This is a genomic window from Chryseobacterium glaciei (genome assembly GCF_001648155.1).
GTDB lineage: Bacteria > Bacteroidota > Bacteroidia > Flavobacteriales > Weeksellaceae > Chryseobacterium > Chryseobacterium glaciei.
This window is the reverse complement of sequence record NZ_CP015199.1, coordinates 3,375,701-3,393,926: the sequence shown is the minus strand read 5'-3', so window position 1 is coordinate 3,393,926 and position 18,226 is coordinate 3,375,701. Positions and strand designations below refer to the sequence as shown.

The 18,226-nt window shown below is 33.4% G+C and carries 14 protein-coding genes and 2 tRNA genes; 11 read left to right on the top strand and 5 right to left on the bottom strand.

Features of this window, described 5'->3' with window-relative positions; translation table 11 throughout:
- The first annotated feature begins 2 nt into the window (after positions 1–2).
- The 4 genes from A0O34_RS15295 (at position 3) to A0O34_RS15280 (ending at position 5,352) form a co-directional block, all read left to right on the top strand.
- On the top strand, positions 3–1,052 hold the full coding sequence (locus tag A0O34_RS15295; RefSeq protein WP_066756286.1) for a DUF6263 family protein: 1,050 nt from the start codon (positions 3–5) through the stop codon (positions 1,050–1,052).
- A 112-nt stretch (positions 1,053–1,164) separates the two neighbouring features.
- Positions 1,165–1,395, top strand: coding sequence for a hypothetical protein (locus A0O34_RS15290; protein WP_066756285.1), 231 nt, complete (start codon positions 1,165–1,167; stop codon positions 1,393–1,395).
- Between the two features lie 34 nt (positions 1,396–1,429).
- Positions 1,430–3,967: a YfhO family protein gene (locus A0O34_RS15285; RefSeq protein ID WP_066756282.1), complete on the top strand. Its 2,538-nt coding sequence runs from the start codon at positions 1,430–1,432 to the stop codon at positions 3,965–3,967.
- An 86-nt stretch (positions 3,968–4,053) separates the two neighbouring features.
- A complete protein-coding gene (locus A0O34_RS15280) occupies positions 4,054–5,352 on the top strand; it encodes a glycosyltransferase family 4 protein (RefSeq protein WP_066756280.1) in 1,299 nt (432 codons plus the stop codon).
- A 170-nt stretch (positions 5,353–5,522) separates the two neighbouring features.
- On the opposite strand, the gene A0O34_RS15275 is transcribed toward A0O34_RS15280, so the two are convergent.
- A complete protein-coding gene (locus tag A0O34_RS15275; RefSeq protein WP_066756278.1) occupies positions 5,523–6,161 on the bottom strand; it encodes a hypothetical protein in 639 nt (212 codons plus the stop codon).
- Between the two features lie 159 nt (positions 6,162–6,320).
- Here A0O34_RS15275 and A0O34_RS15270 point away from each other — a divergent pair, with 159 nt between their 5' ends.
- Positions 6,321–7,286 (top strand): YpdA family putative bacillithiol disulfide reductase, encoded by a 966-nt coding sequence (locus A0O34_RS15270; RefSeq protein ID WP_066756275.1) that lies wholly within the window; start codon positions 6,321–6,323, stop codon positions 7,284–7,286.
- Between the two features lie 46 nt (positions 7,287–7,332).
- Here the strand turns inward: A0O34_RS15270 and A0O34_RS15265 are convergent, their stop codons facing one another.
- Both A0O34_RS15265 and A0O34_RS15260 read right to left on the bottom strand, forming a co-directional pair.
- A complete protein-coding gene (locus A0O34_RS15265; protein WP_472266221.1) occupies positions 7,333–8,571 on the bottom strand; it encodes an MFS transporter in 1,239 nt (412 codons plus the stop codon).
- Positions 8,572–8,789: 218 nt separating this feature from the next.
- Complete coding sequence (locus A0O34_RS15260) at positions 8,790–10,463, bottom strand: glutamine--tRNA ligase/YqeY domain fusion protein (RefSeq protein ID WP_066756271.1); 1,674 nt, start codon at positions 10,461–10,463, stop codon at positions 8,790–8,792.
- Between the two features lie 158 nt (positions 10,464–10,621).
- Between A0O34_RS15260 and A0O34_RS15255 the strand changes: the two genes are divergently transcribed.
- Both A0O34_RS15255 and A0O34_RS22810 read left to right on the top strand, forming a co-directional pair.
- Positions 10,622–11,755 carry an alpha/beta hydrolase gene (locus A0O34_RS15255; RefSeq protein ID WP_066756268.1) on the top strand — a complete coding sequence of 378 codons (1,134 nt, stop codon included), beginning with the start codon at positions 10,622–10,624 and terminating at the stop codon, positions 11,753–11,755.
- 434 nt (positions 11,756–12,189) lie between these two features.
- Positions 12,190–12,357: a bacteriocin-like protein gene (locus A0O34_RS22810; RefSeq protein WP_418219358.1), complete on the top strand. Its 168-nt coding sequence runs from the start codon at positions 12,190–12,192 to the stop codon at positions 12,355–12,357.
- Between the two features lie 14 nt (positions 12,358–12,371).
- On the opposite strand, the gene A0O34_RS15250 is transcribed toward A0O34_RS22810, so the two are convergent.
- Together A0O34_RS15250 and fbp are read right to left on the bottom strand one after the other, a co-directional pair.
- Positions 12,372–13,376, bottom strand: coding sequence for an o-succinylbenzoate synthase (locus A0O34_RS15250; RefSeq protein WP_066756265.1), 1,005 nt, complete (start codon positions 13,374–13,376; stop codon positions 12,372–12,374).
- The gene (fbp, locus tag A0O34_RS15245; protein ID WP_066756262.1) at positions 13,377–14,393 is read right to left on the bottom strand and encodes a class 1 fructose-bisphosphatase; all 1,017 of its coding nucleotides are present in this window, start codon (positions 14,391–14,393) and stop codon (positions 13,377–13,379) included.
- Positions 14,394–14,717: 324 nt separating this feature from the next.
- On the opposite strand from fbp, the gene A0O34_RS15240 reads away from it, so the two are divergent.
- The 4 genes from A0O34_RS15240 (at position 14,718) to A0O34_RS15225 (ending at position 18,192) form a co-directional block, all read left to right on the top strand.
- Positions 14,718–15,956, top strand: a complete 1,239-nt coding sequence (locus tag A0O34_RS15240; RefSeq protein ID WP_066756258.1) for an aspartate kinase — start codon at positions 14,718–14,720, stop codon at positions 15,954–15,956.
- Positions 15,957–15,978: 22 nt separating this feature from the next.
- Positions 15,979–17,820, top strand: coding sequence for a lysophospholipid acyltransferase family protein (locus A0O34_RS15235; protein ID WP_066756254.1), 1,842 nt, complete (start codon positions 15,979–15,981; stop codon positions 17,818–17,820).
- Between the two features lie 108 nt (positions 17,821–17,928).
- Positions 17,929–18,001, top strand: a tRNA-Phe gene (locus A0O34_RS15230).
- 118 nt (positions 18,002–18,119) lie between these two features.
- Positions 18,120–18,192, top strand: a tRNA-Phe gene (locus tag A0O34_RS15225).
- Positions 18,193–18,226: the final 34 nt, after the last annotated feature.

Genomic DNA, 18,226 nt, shown 5'->3' with positions numbered 1-18,226 from the left:
AAATGAAGAACATTGCAGCGCTTGCGCTTATATCATCTATAGCTTTAGTTTCTTGTAAAAAAGAAACAACGACTGTAACAAAAGTAGATCCGAAAACAGGAAAAACAATTACCGTTGAAGTTCCTGCTGATTCTGTAGCTAAAGTTTCAGAAAACCCTGCAATTAAGGACTCTGCAGGTATTTACACTCAAACTTTTAAACTTGAAAAAGGAAAAACATATCCTCTTACAACGTATCAGAGAGATGTAAAAACGATGACAGATCCTCAAGGAAAATCTCTTAACGGAACAAGTGAATCTACTGACGAAATGACTTTTACCGTTAATGATATCAAAGGAAATGTTTATGATTTGACTCTTAATCTTATCGGAAAAAGAAATTCACAAACAGCTGACGGAAAGACAATTGTAGTAGATACAAAACTTCCAATTCCAAAAGAGGATGATCTGAAAATGATCTGGAATATCAACAAAGCTCTTACAAGCAATAAACTGAACATGAAAATGGATACGAAAGGAAATGTACTTTCGATTACAGGTTTCGATGCGGTTTACACTAAAGTTTCTAATGCTGTAGGTACTCTTATTAAAGATAAAAACCAAAAAGAAAGCGTTGTTGCAAGTCTTAAACAAAGCTTTAATGAAAAGGTATTGAAAGATCAGTTCAACAAAAACCTTACAATTATTCCTAAAAAAGGAGCTAAAATTGGTGAAAAATGGACTAATTCTGAAAATGCAGATGCAAGCGGAGCCGTTAAAGTGACTTCAAACTATGTATTGAAAAGTGTAGGAAACGGTATCGCAGAAATTTCTGTAACAGGCGGAATTCCTAAGAAAACTGAGAAAAAAGCTCAGGATAAGATCACGCATAGTTTAAGCAGCGAGCTTGTACAGGACGGAATCATTAAATTTGATCAAAGTACAGGATGGATCACCAACCAGAAAATTAATGTAGAAACTACTCAGATTGAAACAATTTCAGATGGAAAACAGTCTCAGTCTATGAAAAGTGTTTCAAAATCTTCTGTAATGGTAAATCCTTCTGCAAAATAAAATGAAGTAAGTTTTAGGATAGAGCGTTGGAGAAATTGAGTGTTTTTTTTATAATTAAAATAAACCTCAACAAACTTTTAGCTTTAAACTTAGAATCTTAAATAAAAATATTATGAAGTTTATTCTTGAGTTAGTACTCACCGCGATTATTATTTTCTTTGTCTGGAATATTTTGAAAAGATTATTTTTTAAAACATTCTACAGTTATTTGTTTAAAAATATCAAACAAAATAGTAATCAGCAGAATACCAATAGTTCGAACAAGGATACAAACCCGAAGCTCCACTGGGATGCAGAAACCGTGGACTATGAAGAGGTAAAAGAAAATAAAGACAAAAGGTAAAATTTACCCAAGAAAATAAAAGATAATAACCGAAATGGCGAAAAATAAAAACTTAATTTATATTGCAGCTTCATTAGTTGTATTTATAGTTTTAGCATTTTTATATTCCACACCTGTGTTTACAGGAAAACAGCTTTTCCAGCATGACATTGTTCAGTACAGAGGAGGTGCAAAAGAACTTCTGGACTACAGAGCAAACACTGGAGATGAAACATATTGGAGTGATTCCATGTTTGGTGGAATGCCAACTTATCAGATGGGAAGCCAGTTCAAAGGAGATATCATCAAAAAAATTGATAGTAATCTGAATTTTTTCCCAAGACCTGTTAATTATCTTTTCTTACTTTTTGCGGGATTTTTCCTTTTAGGAATGGTTGCGGTCAGAAACTGGAAGTATGCTTTATTAGGAGCTACTTTCTTCGGACTTTCGACCTATTTTTATATTATTATCGCCGCGGGACACAATGGTAAAGTGAATACTATTGAATATTTCGCGCCACTTTTAGCAGGGATTTTGCTCGTCTATATCAGGAAAAGTTACATTTGGGGATTCATCGTCACTACCCTATTTATGGGACTTCAGATAGCGGCAAACCATCCACAGATGACGTATTATCTTTTCATTGCGCTAGGATTTTTATTCTTATCTGAATTAATCCGAGCCATTCAAAAGAAAACACCGATGAAGCATTTCTTAATTTCTTCGGGAATTATTGCTGCTGCCTGTGTCATCGGAGTTGGAATGAATTCTCAAAGAATTATGGCCAATGCGGAGTATGTAAAAGAAACCGTTCGTGGAAAACAAATCTTAGATAACGACACTCATACTTCAGGAAAATCCGGAATGGATAAAGAAAGTATGCTGATGTGGAGCTACGGAAGACTGGAAACTCTAAACCTTTTCATCCCAAGATTGATGGGTGGTGGAAGCCAGGAACCTGAAGCTAAAGACATCATGAATAAAGTTCAGGAACTTGTTCAGGAAAATGTGACCTCACAAGCTGAAATGGATCGTGTTTCTAAAGGCTTCGGAAGCGTAACGTATTGGGGCGACCAACCGGGAACTTCAGGACCGGCTTATCAAGGAGCAATTGTTTGTTTCTTAGCTTTATTAGGATTCTTTTTTGCTTGGAAAAAATACCGTTACTGGATTTTAGGAGCTTCAATCCTTACCGTTTTATTGGCTTGGGGAAGCAACTTTATGCCTTTATCAGACTTCTTTATAGACTTCGTTCCTATTTACAATAAATTCAGAGCACCATCTTCGATTTTAGTTATCGTAGAACTTTTATTTCCTTTAATCGCTATTATTGGACTGTACAGATTCTTTACAGACGAAAAATTAACGGAAGAATACAAAAAGAAAATTCTTCTTTATGTAGGCGGTGGAACGTTAGGATTTTTATTAATTCTATTAATTTTCGGAAAATCTTTATTAGGATTTTATACAGAAAACGAAAAATTATATTTCCCGCCTTTCCTATTGGATTTTATGGTGGATGAAAGATTCAAATTGTTCAGAATTGATGCTATTAAAGCATTTATTTATGTTGCTATCGCAGCAGGAGCTTTATTTATGGTTTTAAAGAAAAAATTAAATCAGAATATTGCTTTGATCATCCTTGGAGTCGTGAGTTTATTCGATCTTTGGACAGTAAACAAACGTTATTTGAATGATGAAAACTATGTAGATAAAGTTTTTGCTGAAAACCCTTTCCAGACAGAAAGTTCAGATCTTTTGGCTGAAAAAGTACAGGCTAATCCTAATTTAGGATCAATTTTAGCCAATGTTCAGATCAACAAAACATTGGAAACGATTGCTGAAAAAGATAAAACACATTACAGGATTTTCAACAATCTTTTAGGAACATTCAGCGAGACCAATACGTCTTATTTTAAATCTTCAATCGGAGGTTATCATGCCGTAAAATTGAGAAGATACGATGATGTTATCAATGAATATTTTCAGGTAATGGATTCTGTGAAACTTCCAAATGTTCTTAATTTACTGAACGCCAAATATTGGGTTGCAGGCGATCCGGAACATCCTCAGGCAATGCCAAACCCAAAAGCTAACGGAAATGCATGGTTTGTGAGCGACTTGAAATTTGTGAACAGTCCAAACCAAGAAATTAAATCAATTGGAGTAATTGACAGTAAGAAAACAGCCGTTATTGCTTCTTCAGATAAAGAATATTTTAATAATAAGCCTGTTCAGGCAGATCCGACAGCGTTTATTAATTTAACGAAATATCAGCCTAATGAGTTAGAATTCAAATCAGAATCTAAAACTCCTCAGTTAGCAGTATTCTCTGAAATTTACTATCCTCACGGCTGGAAAATGTTTGTAGACGACAAGGAAGTTCCTTACATCAAAGCTGATTATTTACTTCGTGCAGTACATGTTCCTGCAGGAAAACATAACATCAGAATGATCTTCGAACCTGAAGTTATTGAGACTGGAAAATGGATCTCTTTACTTAGCTTTGGGTTATTCATCCTATTAAGTGGATTTGGAATTTATTGGATGAATAAAAATAAGAAGAAGGAAGTTCTAATAGAAAAAGTTTAACCTCAATTTTGTCATTCCGTAGGAATCTAAGCGATTTTAAAAACGTTATCTAGATTCCTACGGAATGACAAAATACTCCAATATAAATGGAACAAAAAAAAATATTAATCATTACCTATTACTGGCCTCCTGCAGGAGGTCCCGGTGTTCAAAGATGGTTGAAATTTGCAAAATATTTACCCGAATTTGGATGGAAACCTATTATTTTCACCCCTGAAAATCCGAGTTATCCTTTGTTGGACGAAAGTTTGCTGAAAGATATTCCTGAGAATATTGACATCGTTAAAACAAAGATTTGGGAACCTTATCAACTCGCTGAAAAGCTTAATAAAAGTAATAAGAAGTTTAAAGCCGGACAGTTTGATGTCGGTAAAAACCAAAGCTGGAAATCTAAACTTTCGATTTGGGTACGAGGAAATTTTTTCATTCCTGATGCCAGAGTTTTTTGGGTAAAACCTTCCGTAAAATTTTTACAACAATATTTAAAAGAAAATAAAATTGATGTTGTGGTTACTTCGGGACCTCCACATTCTTTGCATTTGATTGGTTTAAATTTAAAAAAGAAACTTCCTAATCTGAAATGGATCGCTGATTTCCGTGATCCTTGGACGGAAATTTCTTATTATAATCATTTAAAACTAACCAAAAGTTCCGACAAAAAGCATCGACAATTAGAAAGTAATGTTTTCAAAAACGCTGATATTACTTTAGCTACAAGTTATACCGACGCTGAAAATTTTCGTAAAAACGGAGCGAATGCAGTTTGTATTACGAATGGTTTTGATGAAACAGATGCTTCTCAAACTCACAAATCCTCAAACTCTCAAACCTTCAAACAAAAATTCACATTAAGCTATATTGGAGTTTTAGAACAGCTCAGAAATCCTGAAAATCTTTGGAAAGCTCTTGATGATTTAGTGAAAACTCATTCCGATTTTGCTGAAAACTTTTCATTGAAATTTGTGGGAAGAATTGATGATAAAATTTTAAATACAATTGAAAATTCTGGTTTAAAAAATCATATTTTAAATTTAGGATATATTTCTCATGACAAAGCGATCATAGAAATGCAAAATTCTGATATACTTTTAATTACAAATTTCCCTAATGAATCTTCGAAAGGAATTATTCCGGGGAAAATATTTGAATATTTAGCTACAGGAAAACAGATTATTTCTTTTGGTCCTGATCAGGCGGATGTTTCAAAAATCTTAAATGAAACCAATGCAGGAAAACATTTTAGCTATCGAGATTCCGAATCAATAAAAAACTTTATTTTAGAGAAATTTGGATTGTGGAAAAATGGAAACCTTCTTGAAACCACTCAAAATATTGAACAGTTTTCAAGAAAGAATCTTACAAAAAAATTGGTTGAGATTTTATAATTTTTTGACGCAAAGATTTATTCATAATACTCCTTTTTTAAGAAGGCAAAGAAACTAATCAATTTCATTGATTTGATTAAGCTTACTTCATCAGCGACTTTATCGCCTTTCTTAGCTTCCTTAAAATAAATAGGGTCTAATTAAAAACTTTGCGTTTATATCAAAAAAAATTAAATAGTCCATTGGTCGTTAATCACTCCAACTAAATAATACTTTCCTTTAAATTCTTCAAATACAAAACGAAGTGTTTTCCAATCCATTTCGCCATTTTTTTCGGTGCCTTTGATATAATTTTCCGTGAAATTAAGTTTAGGATACGTTTTTTCTAAATTGTTTAAAGAATTTCCACCACCCTGAAATTTATCCAAAGAAAATTGAGACGCAGTAAAGTCTTTTGAGAACACCCATTTTCCTAAATAGTCATTAATTGTTGCTCTATAAGGATCTCCCGAACCGTCATAAGACCCCCAAGTGAAAAGAGTTTTCGTTGGTTGATATTTTTCAAAATCAGTTTTGGAAAATTGCTTATCCTCTTTTGGATCTACGAAAGCATACATTGAAAATCTAACTCCTTTTTCAGGATGAATAAATTCTGCAAATCTTTTATAATCTTTATTTTTAAGGGTTTTCAAGACCTCGTCATTAGCTTCTTTTATGATTTCTTCTCTGGTTATGATAGTCTGACTAGGATTTGAAGTTTGGACAGTCGTTTGAGTTGTAGAATCAACCTTGTGGTCAGCAGGTTTGCTCGATTCTTTTTTACAAGCCACAAGACTTACAACGAATATGGATAGTAATATTTTTTTCATTTTTTAATAGTAATTAATGAAAATGACCAAAAGTGATGCCAGATCTGAGTTTGACGGTTTGAGGATTTTAGAGTTTGGATAGACTTTAATTATTGTGAATATAGTTTTTAGCTTAGGGCTTAAAGCTTTCTGCTTAGCACTTTTTCGTACATTTGTTATATGGAAATTCTAGATATTCTTATTGTTGGAGCCGGTCCGATTGGACTTAATTGCGCTCTTGAAGCTAAAAAAAACAACCTGAATTATTTAATTATAGAAAAAGGAACCATTGTAAATTCTTTATACAATTATCCTTTATATATGCGATTTTTTTCAACTGCTGAAAAGCTAGAAATCGACGAAATTCTATTTATTACAACCTCTCCAAAACCAGGAAGACAAGATGCTTTGGAATATTATCAAGGAATTGCAAGACAGAAAAATATCAATATTAATCTGTATGAAAAAGTTCTAAATGTTTCTAAAAATGATGATATTTTTAAAGTTAAAACTTCTAAAAGAGAATATTTAGCTAAAAATGTAATTATCTCAACAGGATTCTATGATATTCCAAATCTGATGGATATTCCTGGGGAAAATCTGAAAAAAGTAAAACATTATTATACTGAACCTTATCCTTATGCAAAGCAAAAAATTGTAGTTGTGGGCTCTAGCAATTCATCTGTAGATGCAGCGTTGGAAACGTATAGAAAAGGAGCTGAAGTCACGATGATTATTCGTCATTCTGAAATATCTAAAAATGTAAAATATTGGGTGAAACCTGATATTGAAAACAGAATAGCTGAAGGAAATATTACTGCTCATTTTAATTCTGAAATTATTGAAATAAAGAAAAGCTCCGTTATTTTTAAAGACGAAAACGGACAAATTCATGAAATTGAAAATGATTTTGTGTTGGCGATGACAGGCTATCTTCCTGACTTTGAATTTTTAAAAAATTCAGGAATTGATTTGCAGGGAGATTGTTTAAACCCGATCTATCATGCGGAAACAATGGAAACAAATATCAAAAATCTTTATTTGGCAGGCGTTGTCTGTGGCGGAAAAGACACGCATCTTTGGTTTATAGAGAATTCAAGAATTCATGCAGAAATGATTATAAAAAACATTCTCCAAAACAGATAACTGTCTCGGAGAATATACTATTAATTAAACCTAATCTTGTAAATATTTATATTACTTCATCAAGTTCTCTATTATCTTTCAACATCCAAGGAACAATAAAGTAAAATGCGATTGCAATAAATGTTGCTAAAACTCCGGTTCCGATCCACAAAGCATTAAATCCAAACTTCTCGGCCAGCAAAGTTCCCAAATACGGAGTAATGATGAATGCTGCAGAAAAAGAAATCCCGTTCAGGCCCATATAAGCTCCTTTATTATTTTTTCCGGAACGTTTTGCTGTGATTGTTGACATGAAAGGCAACGTCCAAATTTCTCCGATACAAAGTACTGTCATCGAGATGATCAACGTGATTATGCTATAATCAAAAGCCATCATTGCATAGGCAATTCCACAAATGAAAGTCCCGAAAAGCATGGTAAAAGCCAGATTAAAATACTTTTCAGCAATCTGTACAAATCCCATTTCGAGTAAAACGATAAGAAAACCGCTATATCCTAAAATGTAACCGATATTTTCCTGGCTCAGCTTTGCAACATCTTTGTAAAATATTGTCAACGTGCTAAATAACTGAAAAAAGCACATCGAAAATAGCAAGCAAAAGAAACAGTAGATCAAGAACTTACCATCTCGATAAGGCGAGTTTTCTTTTTTAACCTCAATTGCTTCTTTCACTTTTGTGATTTTTACTTTTGCTAATTTATTTCGTTTATAAAAGAAAGAAATGTACAATATCCCAGCCAGTAAAGCCGCTAAAGCATTACTGTAAAATAAAAAATTGTAAGAAATAGCAGATAAAATCCCTCCCAAAGCAGGGCCAACGGAGAATCCCAAATTGACCGCCATACGGTTCAATGAAAATGCTCTCGTTATATTTTCGGGTTTTGCATATTTTGTAATCGCCACCGAGTTGGCAGGACGAAATGTATCACTTACAATACTTTGCAGTAAAATGATTGCTGCCACTCCAACTTCTGTTTTAAAAATTGGAATTAAACAAAACAACGGTACACTTAATAACAAGCTCATATACTGAACTTTATACTCCCCTATTCTATCCGTTATAAATCCTCCCAACCAAGATCCAATTACAGATCCGATTCCGAAAAAGCTTAAAACAATTCCTGTATTTTCTATGCTAAAATGTAAATGGCTCGTCATGTAAACTCCCAAAAACGGAAGTACCATAGAGCCCGCACGGTTGATGAGCATTACCAACGCGAGCATCCAACTTTCCTCGGAAAGTCCTTTGAATGAATTTGTATATATGTTTATTAATTTCACGATTTTTCTTTTTAATTAAATAGGATTTTATCCTATTCTTTGTTAAGTCGTCCCTTCGGGGCTCTTTGAGTTTAAACACTAATGGCTCTAGTTTTTTTCACGAATAACAAAAATCTGGATTGTGCAATTTGTGAGAATATTCGTTTTTTTAGTGTTTAAAACAAAAAAACAGGACTTAAAAAATTAAGCCCTGTTTCATTTATATTGATATAAATAAATTTTTACTCCGGCTTATAAGAGTCTTTTAGTGTTACAGTACGGTTGAATACCAACGTAGTATCCGTAGAATCCTGATCTTTCGTAAAATATCCAATTCTCTGGAATTGAAGAGGTTCTCCAACAGCAACATCTTTTAAACTAGGTTCAGCAAAACCTTTAATTGTAGAAACAGATTCAGGATTAATGAAATTCAAAAAATCCACATCTTTCTCAGCATCAGGCTGTTCCACAGTGAATAAATGATTGTAAATTCTTACATCTACAGGAAGTGCGTGTTTCGCAGACACCCAATGCAGCGTACCTTTTACTTTTCTTAAACTTTCCTCTGTTCCGCTTCCTGACTTAGATTTTTCGTCATAAGAAGCATAAATTGTTGTGATTTCTCCGTTTTCATCCTTCTCCACTCTTTCAGCTTTGATGATGTAAGCAGATTTTAAACGGACTTCTCCGCCTAATTTCAACCTAAAGAATTTATTGTTCGCTTCTTCTTTAAAGTCTTCACGCTCAATATATAATTCTCTTGAAAAAGGAACTTGTCTAGTTCCTGCATTTTCCTGCTCAGGATTGTTTTCAGTTTCTAACCACTCTTCGTTTCCTTCAGGATAGTTCTCAATCACCAATTTGACTGGATCAACCACTGCCATCACACGTTTAGCTACTTTATTAAGGTCTTCACGAACACAGAAATCCAATAATTGAATTTCAATTAAGTTTTCCCTTTTTGCAACTCCTACTTTATCAATAAAATTCCTGATGGAAGTAGGCGTAAAACCTTTTCTTCTCATTCCGGAAATCGTAGGCATTCTTGGATCATCCCATCCGGTTACTGCATTTTCAGCAACAAGCCTTTGCAATTTCCTTTTGGAAGTGATCATGTAAGAAACATTCATCCTTGCAAATTCTCTTTGCTTATTTTTAACCCTTCCTTCTTCATATACCTGATCTAAATACCAGTTGTAAAGCGGTCTGTGGTTTTCAAACTCTAAAGAACAAAGCGAGTGCGAAATTTGTTCGATATAATCAGATTCACCATGAGCCCAGTCATACATTGGATAAATTTTCCAATCTGTTCCGGTTCTGTGGTGAGGTTTATTCAAAATTCTATACATAACAGGGTCACGCATATTCATATTTGGCGAAACCATGTCGATTTTTGCACGAAGAGACATTGAACCGCTTTCGAATTCACCATTTTTCATCCTTTCGAACAAATCTAAAGATTCTTCTACAGGACGATTTCTGAACGGAGATTCAACTCCCGGCTCTGCAGGATTTTTTCTTTGTTCTGTAATGGTTTGAGATGGCTGCTCATCAACATAAGCTTTTTTATCTTTAATCAACTGAACTGCCCAATCATAAAGCTGCTGGAAGTAGTCTGATGCATACAAAACTTTATCCCACTTAAAACCTAACCATTCAACGTCTTTCATGATAGAATCTACAAATTCCTGCTCTTCTTTTTCAGGGTTCGTATCGTCGAAACGAAGGTTTACGGGAGCATTGTATTTTTCACCCAAACCGAAGTTGATGCAGATCGCTTTTGTGTGACCTACATGCAGATAACCGTTTGGCTCAGGCGGAAAACGGAAACGGATCTGATCATTTTTAAGACCGTTTGCCAAATCATCTTCTATAATTTGCTCAATAAAATTGAGAGATTTTTTTTCTTCTTCCATTAAAATTCGCTTTATATGTCGCATTATACAACAATTTGCAAATTTAGGAAATTTTAAGGGTTTACGGAAATTATAATTTAAAACTATAATTGTTAATAATTCAATATTTTTATTTAACTTAGAATTAACTAAGAACCCGTTTCTCAAATAACAACAACATGGCTGTTTATATCCTAAGCAATCGAAAAATTGTTCGCCATAAAGGTGAAAAAGTAGATTCATTTTCTAATGATGAATACTCTATTCCTAATTTCAGGATAGCAAAATGTGATTTTGATAACTATAAGGAACCTACTTCTACAGCAAAAAAGAAAAAAGACTACACCAACCTAAATATTGTAAACTATAAACTATTTTCCGAACCTGAAAAACAAGGTTATCAGGATGTTCTGGACGTTTTATTAAATGAAAAGGGCATCAAAAAATCCACTTTAACAGCCAATAATCTCGGCGGAAGCCAAAGAATGTTCTATGAATTATATAAAGATATGTCTTCTACAAAGGATAGAAGTGATGTTTTGATATTTATTCATGGCTATGCTTATGATTTTGATGATGAGTTGAAAGCAATTGTTGATCTTAAAAAATTGTTCATTGATAATCCGGCATCGCCTATTCAGCATATTTTATTTGTGAGCTGGCCGGCTTCGAGCAGCATTGTTCCTATGACTTATTTTGATGATAAGGCTTCGAGCATTAATTCTGGAGCTTCGTTGATGAGATTATTTTACTTTTATACTCAATTTTTAAAGGATATTTTTTCGAATCGTGATCTCGTTCCCTGCAATCAGAGAATTCATTTGATGGCTCATTCTATGGGAAATCGGGTGCTTCAAAGTATGTTGTACAGTTTGAAAAAAGAAAATATTTTGAGAGTTATCGATCAGGTTTTATTATTGAATTCTGATGTTACTTATAAAGTTTTTGAGGACTCTGAAGATTCATTTAATAAACTTCCTTTGCTGGCGAATCGAATTTCTATTTATTTAAACAGAAAAGACACTATTCTTGGAATTTCGCAGTTTACTAAAAATATTTTAACACCACGACTAGGCAAAAATGGGCCGAGTGACATTCAAAAATTCAAAGATATTGTTTCTATTATCGACTGTACTTTTGTAGAGGATGATGTATTGAGTGGTTTGAAATATGACATCGGAAATCATTGGGGATATCTCTCCAGTTCACAAGTACAAAATGATATTTTTCAAAATTTATATGGTGTGGATAGGAATCTAATCACCACCAGATTAAAGAATAACGAAAATATTTTCACAATTATTTCACAATAATACATTAAAATTAATCATATCGTAAAGCCTTATGTTAAACCCTAAAACAAGTGCTCATGTTGGCATAAAGATTGCAAAATCATTAAACAGAGAAATACTAAATTTTTTATCATGAAAAAAGTTAAAAGCAAGTTTTCTTATTTATTACAATATATTAAGAAAGCAATTTTTGTAAAAGATGTGATTTAACGAACTGATTATTAACTCAAAAACTATAAATTATCCGATTATAAAATTACTATTTCAAAAAAATATTCTTAGTTATTAATTTGACTCCAATGTTTTATAGAGCATTGGTAGTTATCTTTTTTTACTATTTAATAGAATCAATATATTTTATTTCACACAATAGAGTGTTAATTAAAGTTAAAAATATTGCATATTAAAAAAAAGACCTTCATATTTACTTTACAAATCAAATTAAAGTATTCATTATGAAAAATCTACAAAAAATCCAAAGAGAAAAATTAAAAACAATTAAAGGAGGAAGACCACCTCTTGGATGTAACAATTGGAATCCAGCTGCTATGTGCTGTAGATCTTGGGCTCCCGACTACTGCGGCAATACTACCTGTCCAGATTCACCTGCTCCATTATGCTAGTAAACTTTTCTCAGTTATATTTTGAACCATAACAGCTCATTTCTGAGTTCCAAATCGGATTCAAAATTATTGACAAACAAAGATCCTGTGCCCAAACCTTGAGGCATTGGATTTTTTTTGGTAAAAGTATACTGAGCAATCGCATTCAATCCAATATTACTTTCAAGAGCTGATGTAATCCACCAACCAATATTGAGTTCTTCCGCAAGAGAAATCCATTCATCAGAACTGGAAAAACCTCCAACCAAAGCTGGTTTTAATATGATATACTGAGGATTTATTGTTTGTAAAAGTTTCTTTTTTTCGTTAAAATCAATAATTCCAATTAATTCTTCGTCTAATGCGATCGGAGTTGGTGTTTCGGCGCATAATTCTGCCATATCAATCCAATTACCGGCTTTTATGGGTTGCTCAATTGAGTGAATATCTAAATCTGCCAATTGCTGTAAAACAACTTTTGCTTCTTCTTTGTTGAAGCCACCGTTTGCATCAACTCGCAGTTCCAATTTCTCTTTCGAGAACTTTTCTCTTAGTTTTTGAAGAACTTCATGTTCGGATTTCCAATCAACACCAATTTTTAATTTAATACAATGAAAGCCTTTTTCAAGTTTCTCCTGAATCTGCTCTTCCATATAATGAATGTCACCCATCCAGATCAAGCCGTTGATAATTATTGGAGACTTACCTTCTGTAAATTCACTTGGAAAATAAAGATTTTCGCCATGTTTTAGGTTCAAAACAGATTGTTCATACCCAAACCAAATGGATGGAAATTCTTTTAATTCTTCCTTTAAAAATTCAGAATCTTTTTGAATATTTTCACAAAGCCATTGCAGTTTCTCTTCATAATCCGGTCTGTCATCAAAACTTAATCCTCTGAAAATGGCACATTCTCCCACTCCTTTTTTTTCATTTTCTGAAATTTCAAGAATAAAAGTTTCCTTTTCATACAAAACGCCGCGAGATGTTCCACTCGGGCGCTTGAATTCTAATAAATATTTAAAATATTCTGCTTTCATTTATTTTACACTGTCAATTCGCATAAATTCTTCTGCTTTTTCAACCATATTGACGCTTCCGCAGAAAAACGGAATTCTTTGATGAAGTTCTGTCGGCTCAATTTCTAAAATTCTTCTGAAACCGTCTGTTGCTTTTCCACCAGCTTGTTCAGCCAGGAAAGCCATTGGATTGCATTCATATAACAATCTCAATTTACCCGTTGGAGACTGAGAATACGATGGATAAATATAAATTCCACCTTTCAACATATTTCTATGAAAATCAGCAACTAACGAACCAATATATCTTGAAGTATACGGTCTGTCACCTTCTTCCATCTGACAATATTTAAGATAGTTTTTAACTCCTTGAGGGAATTTTATATAATTTCCTTCGTTGATAGAATAAATTTTACCTGTTTCCGGAAATTTCATATTCGGGTGAGAAAGATAATAAGTACCTAATGACGGATCTAATGTAAATCCGTTCACGCCATTTCCTGTTGTGTACACGATCATCGTTGAAGAACCGTAAATAACGTATCCTGCTGCAATCTGATTAATTCCTTTTTGTAAAAAATCTTCAAGCTGAACCGGCGTTCCAGGCTCTGTTACCCTTCTGTAAATTGAAAAAATAGTTCCTACAGAAACATTTACATCAATATTTGAAGAACCGTCCAAAGGATCGATCAATACAACATATTTACTTAAATGCCCGTTTTCTCCACATTTAATGTCAATAAAATCGTCATTTTCTTCGGAAGCGATACCACAAACTACTTCTCTTTGAGACAATGCCGTAATAAAAATGTCATTGGCGATCACATCAAGTTTCTGCTGCTCTTCTCCCTGAATATTTTCATTTCCTGCTTTTCCGATGATATCTGCAATTCCCGCCTTATTTACTTCCCTGTTTACTACTTTTGAAGCTAATCTTATTGCGCTTAAAAGACGTGAAAATTCTCCTGTAGAATACTGGAAATCGTCCTGCTTATCAATAAGAAATTCTCCTAAAGTCTGTAATGGTTGATCTGACATATTTTTCTTTTTACGTTTTGCTCAAATTTCGTAAAATTTACAACATTATAGAGAATTTTCTTTCAAAATACATTAAGCGCTGTATATCAAAACTATACAGCATAAACAATGGTACTTATCATAAATCTCAACATGAAAATGAATCACCAATTTAACCTACTAAGGAATGAAAAATTCAATAAATAGTGTTAATTTTTAATTTTAATAAAATCTTAAGTAGGTCTACTCGCTCGGCTCTTTCATATCTCGTTGTAAATTTATAATTTTGACCTCCGTAAAAAACTCAATTAAATTTTATCTAACAATTTTATTTTTAACAATTTAATGAAAATTTTCAAGTTTGGTGGAGCATCAGTGAAAGATGCTGAAAGTGTAAAAAATGTGTCCATGGTATTAGAAAGCCAAGGATTTGCCAAATGTCTGCTGGTAATTTCAGCGATGGGCAAGACGACTAATGAATTGGAAAAAGTTGTAGAACTTTATTTCAAGAAGGACAACTATCAAACTGAAATTGAAAAGATAAAACGAAAACACATGGAAATCGCGGAAGGCTTATTTCCTGAAAATCATGCAGTTTTTGCAGAAATCGATTTATTTTTTGATGATATTGATTCTTTTTTACGAAGAAGTAAATCCCCGAATTACAATTTCGTGTACGATCAGGTTGTAAGTTGTGGAGAAATGATCTCTACAAAAATCGTAAGCGAATATTTAAATGAAATACAGTTTACCAATCAATGGTTAGACGCCAGAGATTATATAAAAACCGACAATTCCTACAGAGACGGAAATGTAGACTGGAAAAGAACGGAAGAATTTATGTCGACTTTAAATCCTGAAATCTGTTATGTAACGCAAGGTTTTATTGGATCTGATGATAATAATTTCACGGTAACTTTAGGAAGAGAAGGTTCAGATTATTCTGCAGCGATCTTTGCTTATTGTTTAAATGCATCTGCAATGACGATCTGGAAAGACGTTCCGGGAGTGATGACGGGAGATCCAAGAAAATTCAAAGATGTTACGCTTCTTTCTAATATATCATATGAAGAGGCAATCGAGATGGCGTATTACGGAGCAAGTATCATTCACCCGAAAACATTACAGCCTTTACAGCAAAAAGACATTCCTTTTTATGTAAAATCTTTCGTAGATCCGACAAAAGGAGGAACAAAAGTAGGCGCTTCAGACAAAAACGAATTTCAGGAATCTTATATTTTAAAGGAACATCAAACTTTATTAAAAATCTCTACCAGAGACTTCTCTTTTGTAGCAGAAGATCATATGAGTATGGTTTTTAGCTTTTTAGCAAAATATAAAATTAAAGTTTCTTTGATGCAGAATTCTGCAATTTCACTAGCTTTATGTCTGGAAGATAAATTTGACAAAATAGACGAGCTTAATGAAGAACTTCAGAAAATATTTAAAACTGAAGTTGTAAAAAATGTATCTTTATTTACCGTGAGAAATGCGAAAATGGAGAACATTGATAAATTTTACCAAGAAAAAAGTGTATTATTGGAACAGATTTCAAAGAATACGCTTCAAATGGTAACACAATAAAACTAATTGCGACTAAACACACATGAGTTTAATTTCGAAAAACGATTTAATTCAAGCTTCCGGCTTAAGCAAAATAGGATTTCTAAAGAATCCGGTAGCATCTGCTGTGATGAGCATTGCTAAAATAAATGAAGTTAATAGACTATACGATAAACTAAAAGATAAGGAAGGTAAAGACTTTTTCGACTCATTTGTGAGAGAGAGAAACTTGAGCTATGTTGCATTTGAAGAAGATCTCGCCAAGATTCCGAAAACAGGACCGTTTATTCTCGTTTCTAATCATCCGCTTGGCGCGATAGACGGGATTTTAATGTGCAAGATCTTATCAGAAGTACGTCCGGATTTCAAAGTAATGGGTAATTTCCTTTTGGAAAAAATAAAACCTATGGAACCGTACGTGATTTCTGTAAACCCTTTTGAAAACAGAAAAGGAGCTTACAGCAGCTCTTCCGGAATGCGCGAAACATTGAAGCATTTGCAGGAAGGAGGTTGTGTAGGTATTTTCCCGGCAGGAGAAGTTTCAAACAAAAACAATCCTTACGGAGAAATTTTAGATAGAGAATGGGAAAAACCGGCTCTTAAGCTTATTAAAATGGCAAAAGTGCCGGTGGTTCCTATGTATTTCCATGCAAAGAACAGCCGTCTTTTTTATCAGGTGTCAAAACTTCACCCTAATTTTCAGACATTGATGCTTCCTGCTGAAATGATGAATGACAGGGAGAAACCAATCCGTATCAGAATCGGAAAGCCTATTGGTCTAAAGGCAATGGACGAAATGGAAAACATTGAAGAATTAGGCGAATTTCTAAAACGTAAGGTTTATATGATGAAATCTTACTATGAAAAGAGAAAATCACTGGCTCAGGCTATTAATCTTCAAAATTTATATGTAAAATTTCCTTTGCTTAGAGAAGAAAATATCGTTCAGAATATTATTGATGAAACTCCAAAAGAAGACATCATTAATGACATCAGCAAACTGAAAGGCACTGATAAAATGCTTTTCAGCAATGGTAATTACGAGATATATTTCACGGCTTATGAGGAAATCCCTTCTGTAATGAGGGAAATCGGACGTCAGAGAGAACTTACATTCCGTGCCGTGGGAGAAGGAAGTAACCTGCCTTTTGACCTTGATGAATATGATAAACACTATCATCATCTTTTTCTATGGGATAATGCCGAGGAAAAGCTGGTTGGAGCCTACAGAATGGCTTTAGGCAAGGAAGTGATGAAAAAATCCGGAATTAAAGGTTTCTATACCAGTTCTTTATTTGAATTTGAACAAGACATTCATCCTTTCTTTAAAAAGGTGATTGAAATGGGGAGAGCATATATCTGCCAGGAATACCAGCAGAAACCGCTTCCACTTTTCCTTTTATGGAGGGGAATTGTGCATGTTTGTTTAAGAAATCCTGATCATAAATTCTTGATGGGAGGTGTGAGTATTTCCAATAAATTCTCTGAATTTTCAAAATCATTAATGATCGAATTTATGCGTTCGAATTATTATGATTCTGCAGTAGCTCAATACATTACACCAAGAAACGAATATAAAGTAAAACTTCGTGAAAGGGATAAAAATTTATTCTTCGAAGAAATGGAATCTGATTTAAATAAATTAGATAAAATCATCGATGACCTTGAGCCTGAATTGAGATTACCTGTTTTAATTAAAAAATATATTAAGCAAAACGCAAAAGTTATTGCCTTTAATGTAGATCCAAACTTCAATGATGCCATTGACGGATTGATGTATATTAGAATAAGTGACCTTCCGGAAAGCACGATAAAACCTGTATTAGAGGAAATGAGTGAGCAAATTAGAAAGGAACAGGAAAATAATTCTCCTGAGAATCAGTAAGTTTTTATTTTTATTAGAAAAAAGTACTGTTAATACTTGCTTCATATATTAAAACTTACTACTTTTGCATCACTTTAAAACAACGAAGTAAGTCAAACAAAAATATACGGTTTCTTAGCTCAGTTGGTAGAGCAATGGATTGAAAATCCATGTGTCCCTGGTTCGATTCCTGGAGAAACCACAGACCGCCTTGCAAAAGGCGGTTTTTTATTCCAAAGCAAAAAAAGATTTGCACGGTATAAGAAAAAATATTATTTTTGCAACCACTTTGAATAACGAAGTAACAAACCAAAACATACGGTTTCTTAGCTCAGTTGGTAGAGCAATGGATTGAAAATCCATGTGTCCCTGGTTCGATTCCTGGAGAAACCACAAAACTACCTTTAAAAAGGTATTAGGATTAACA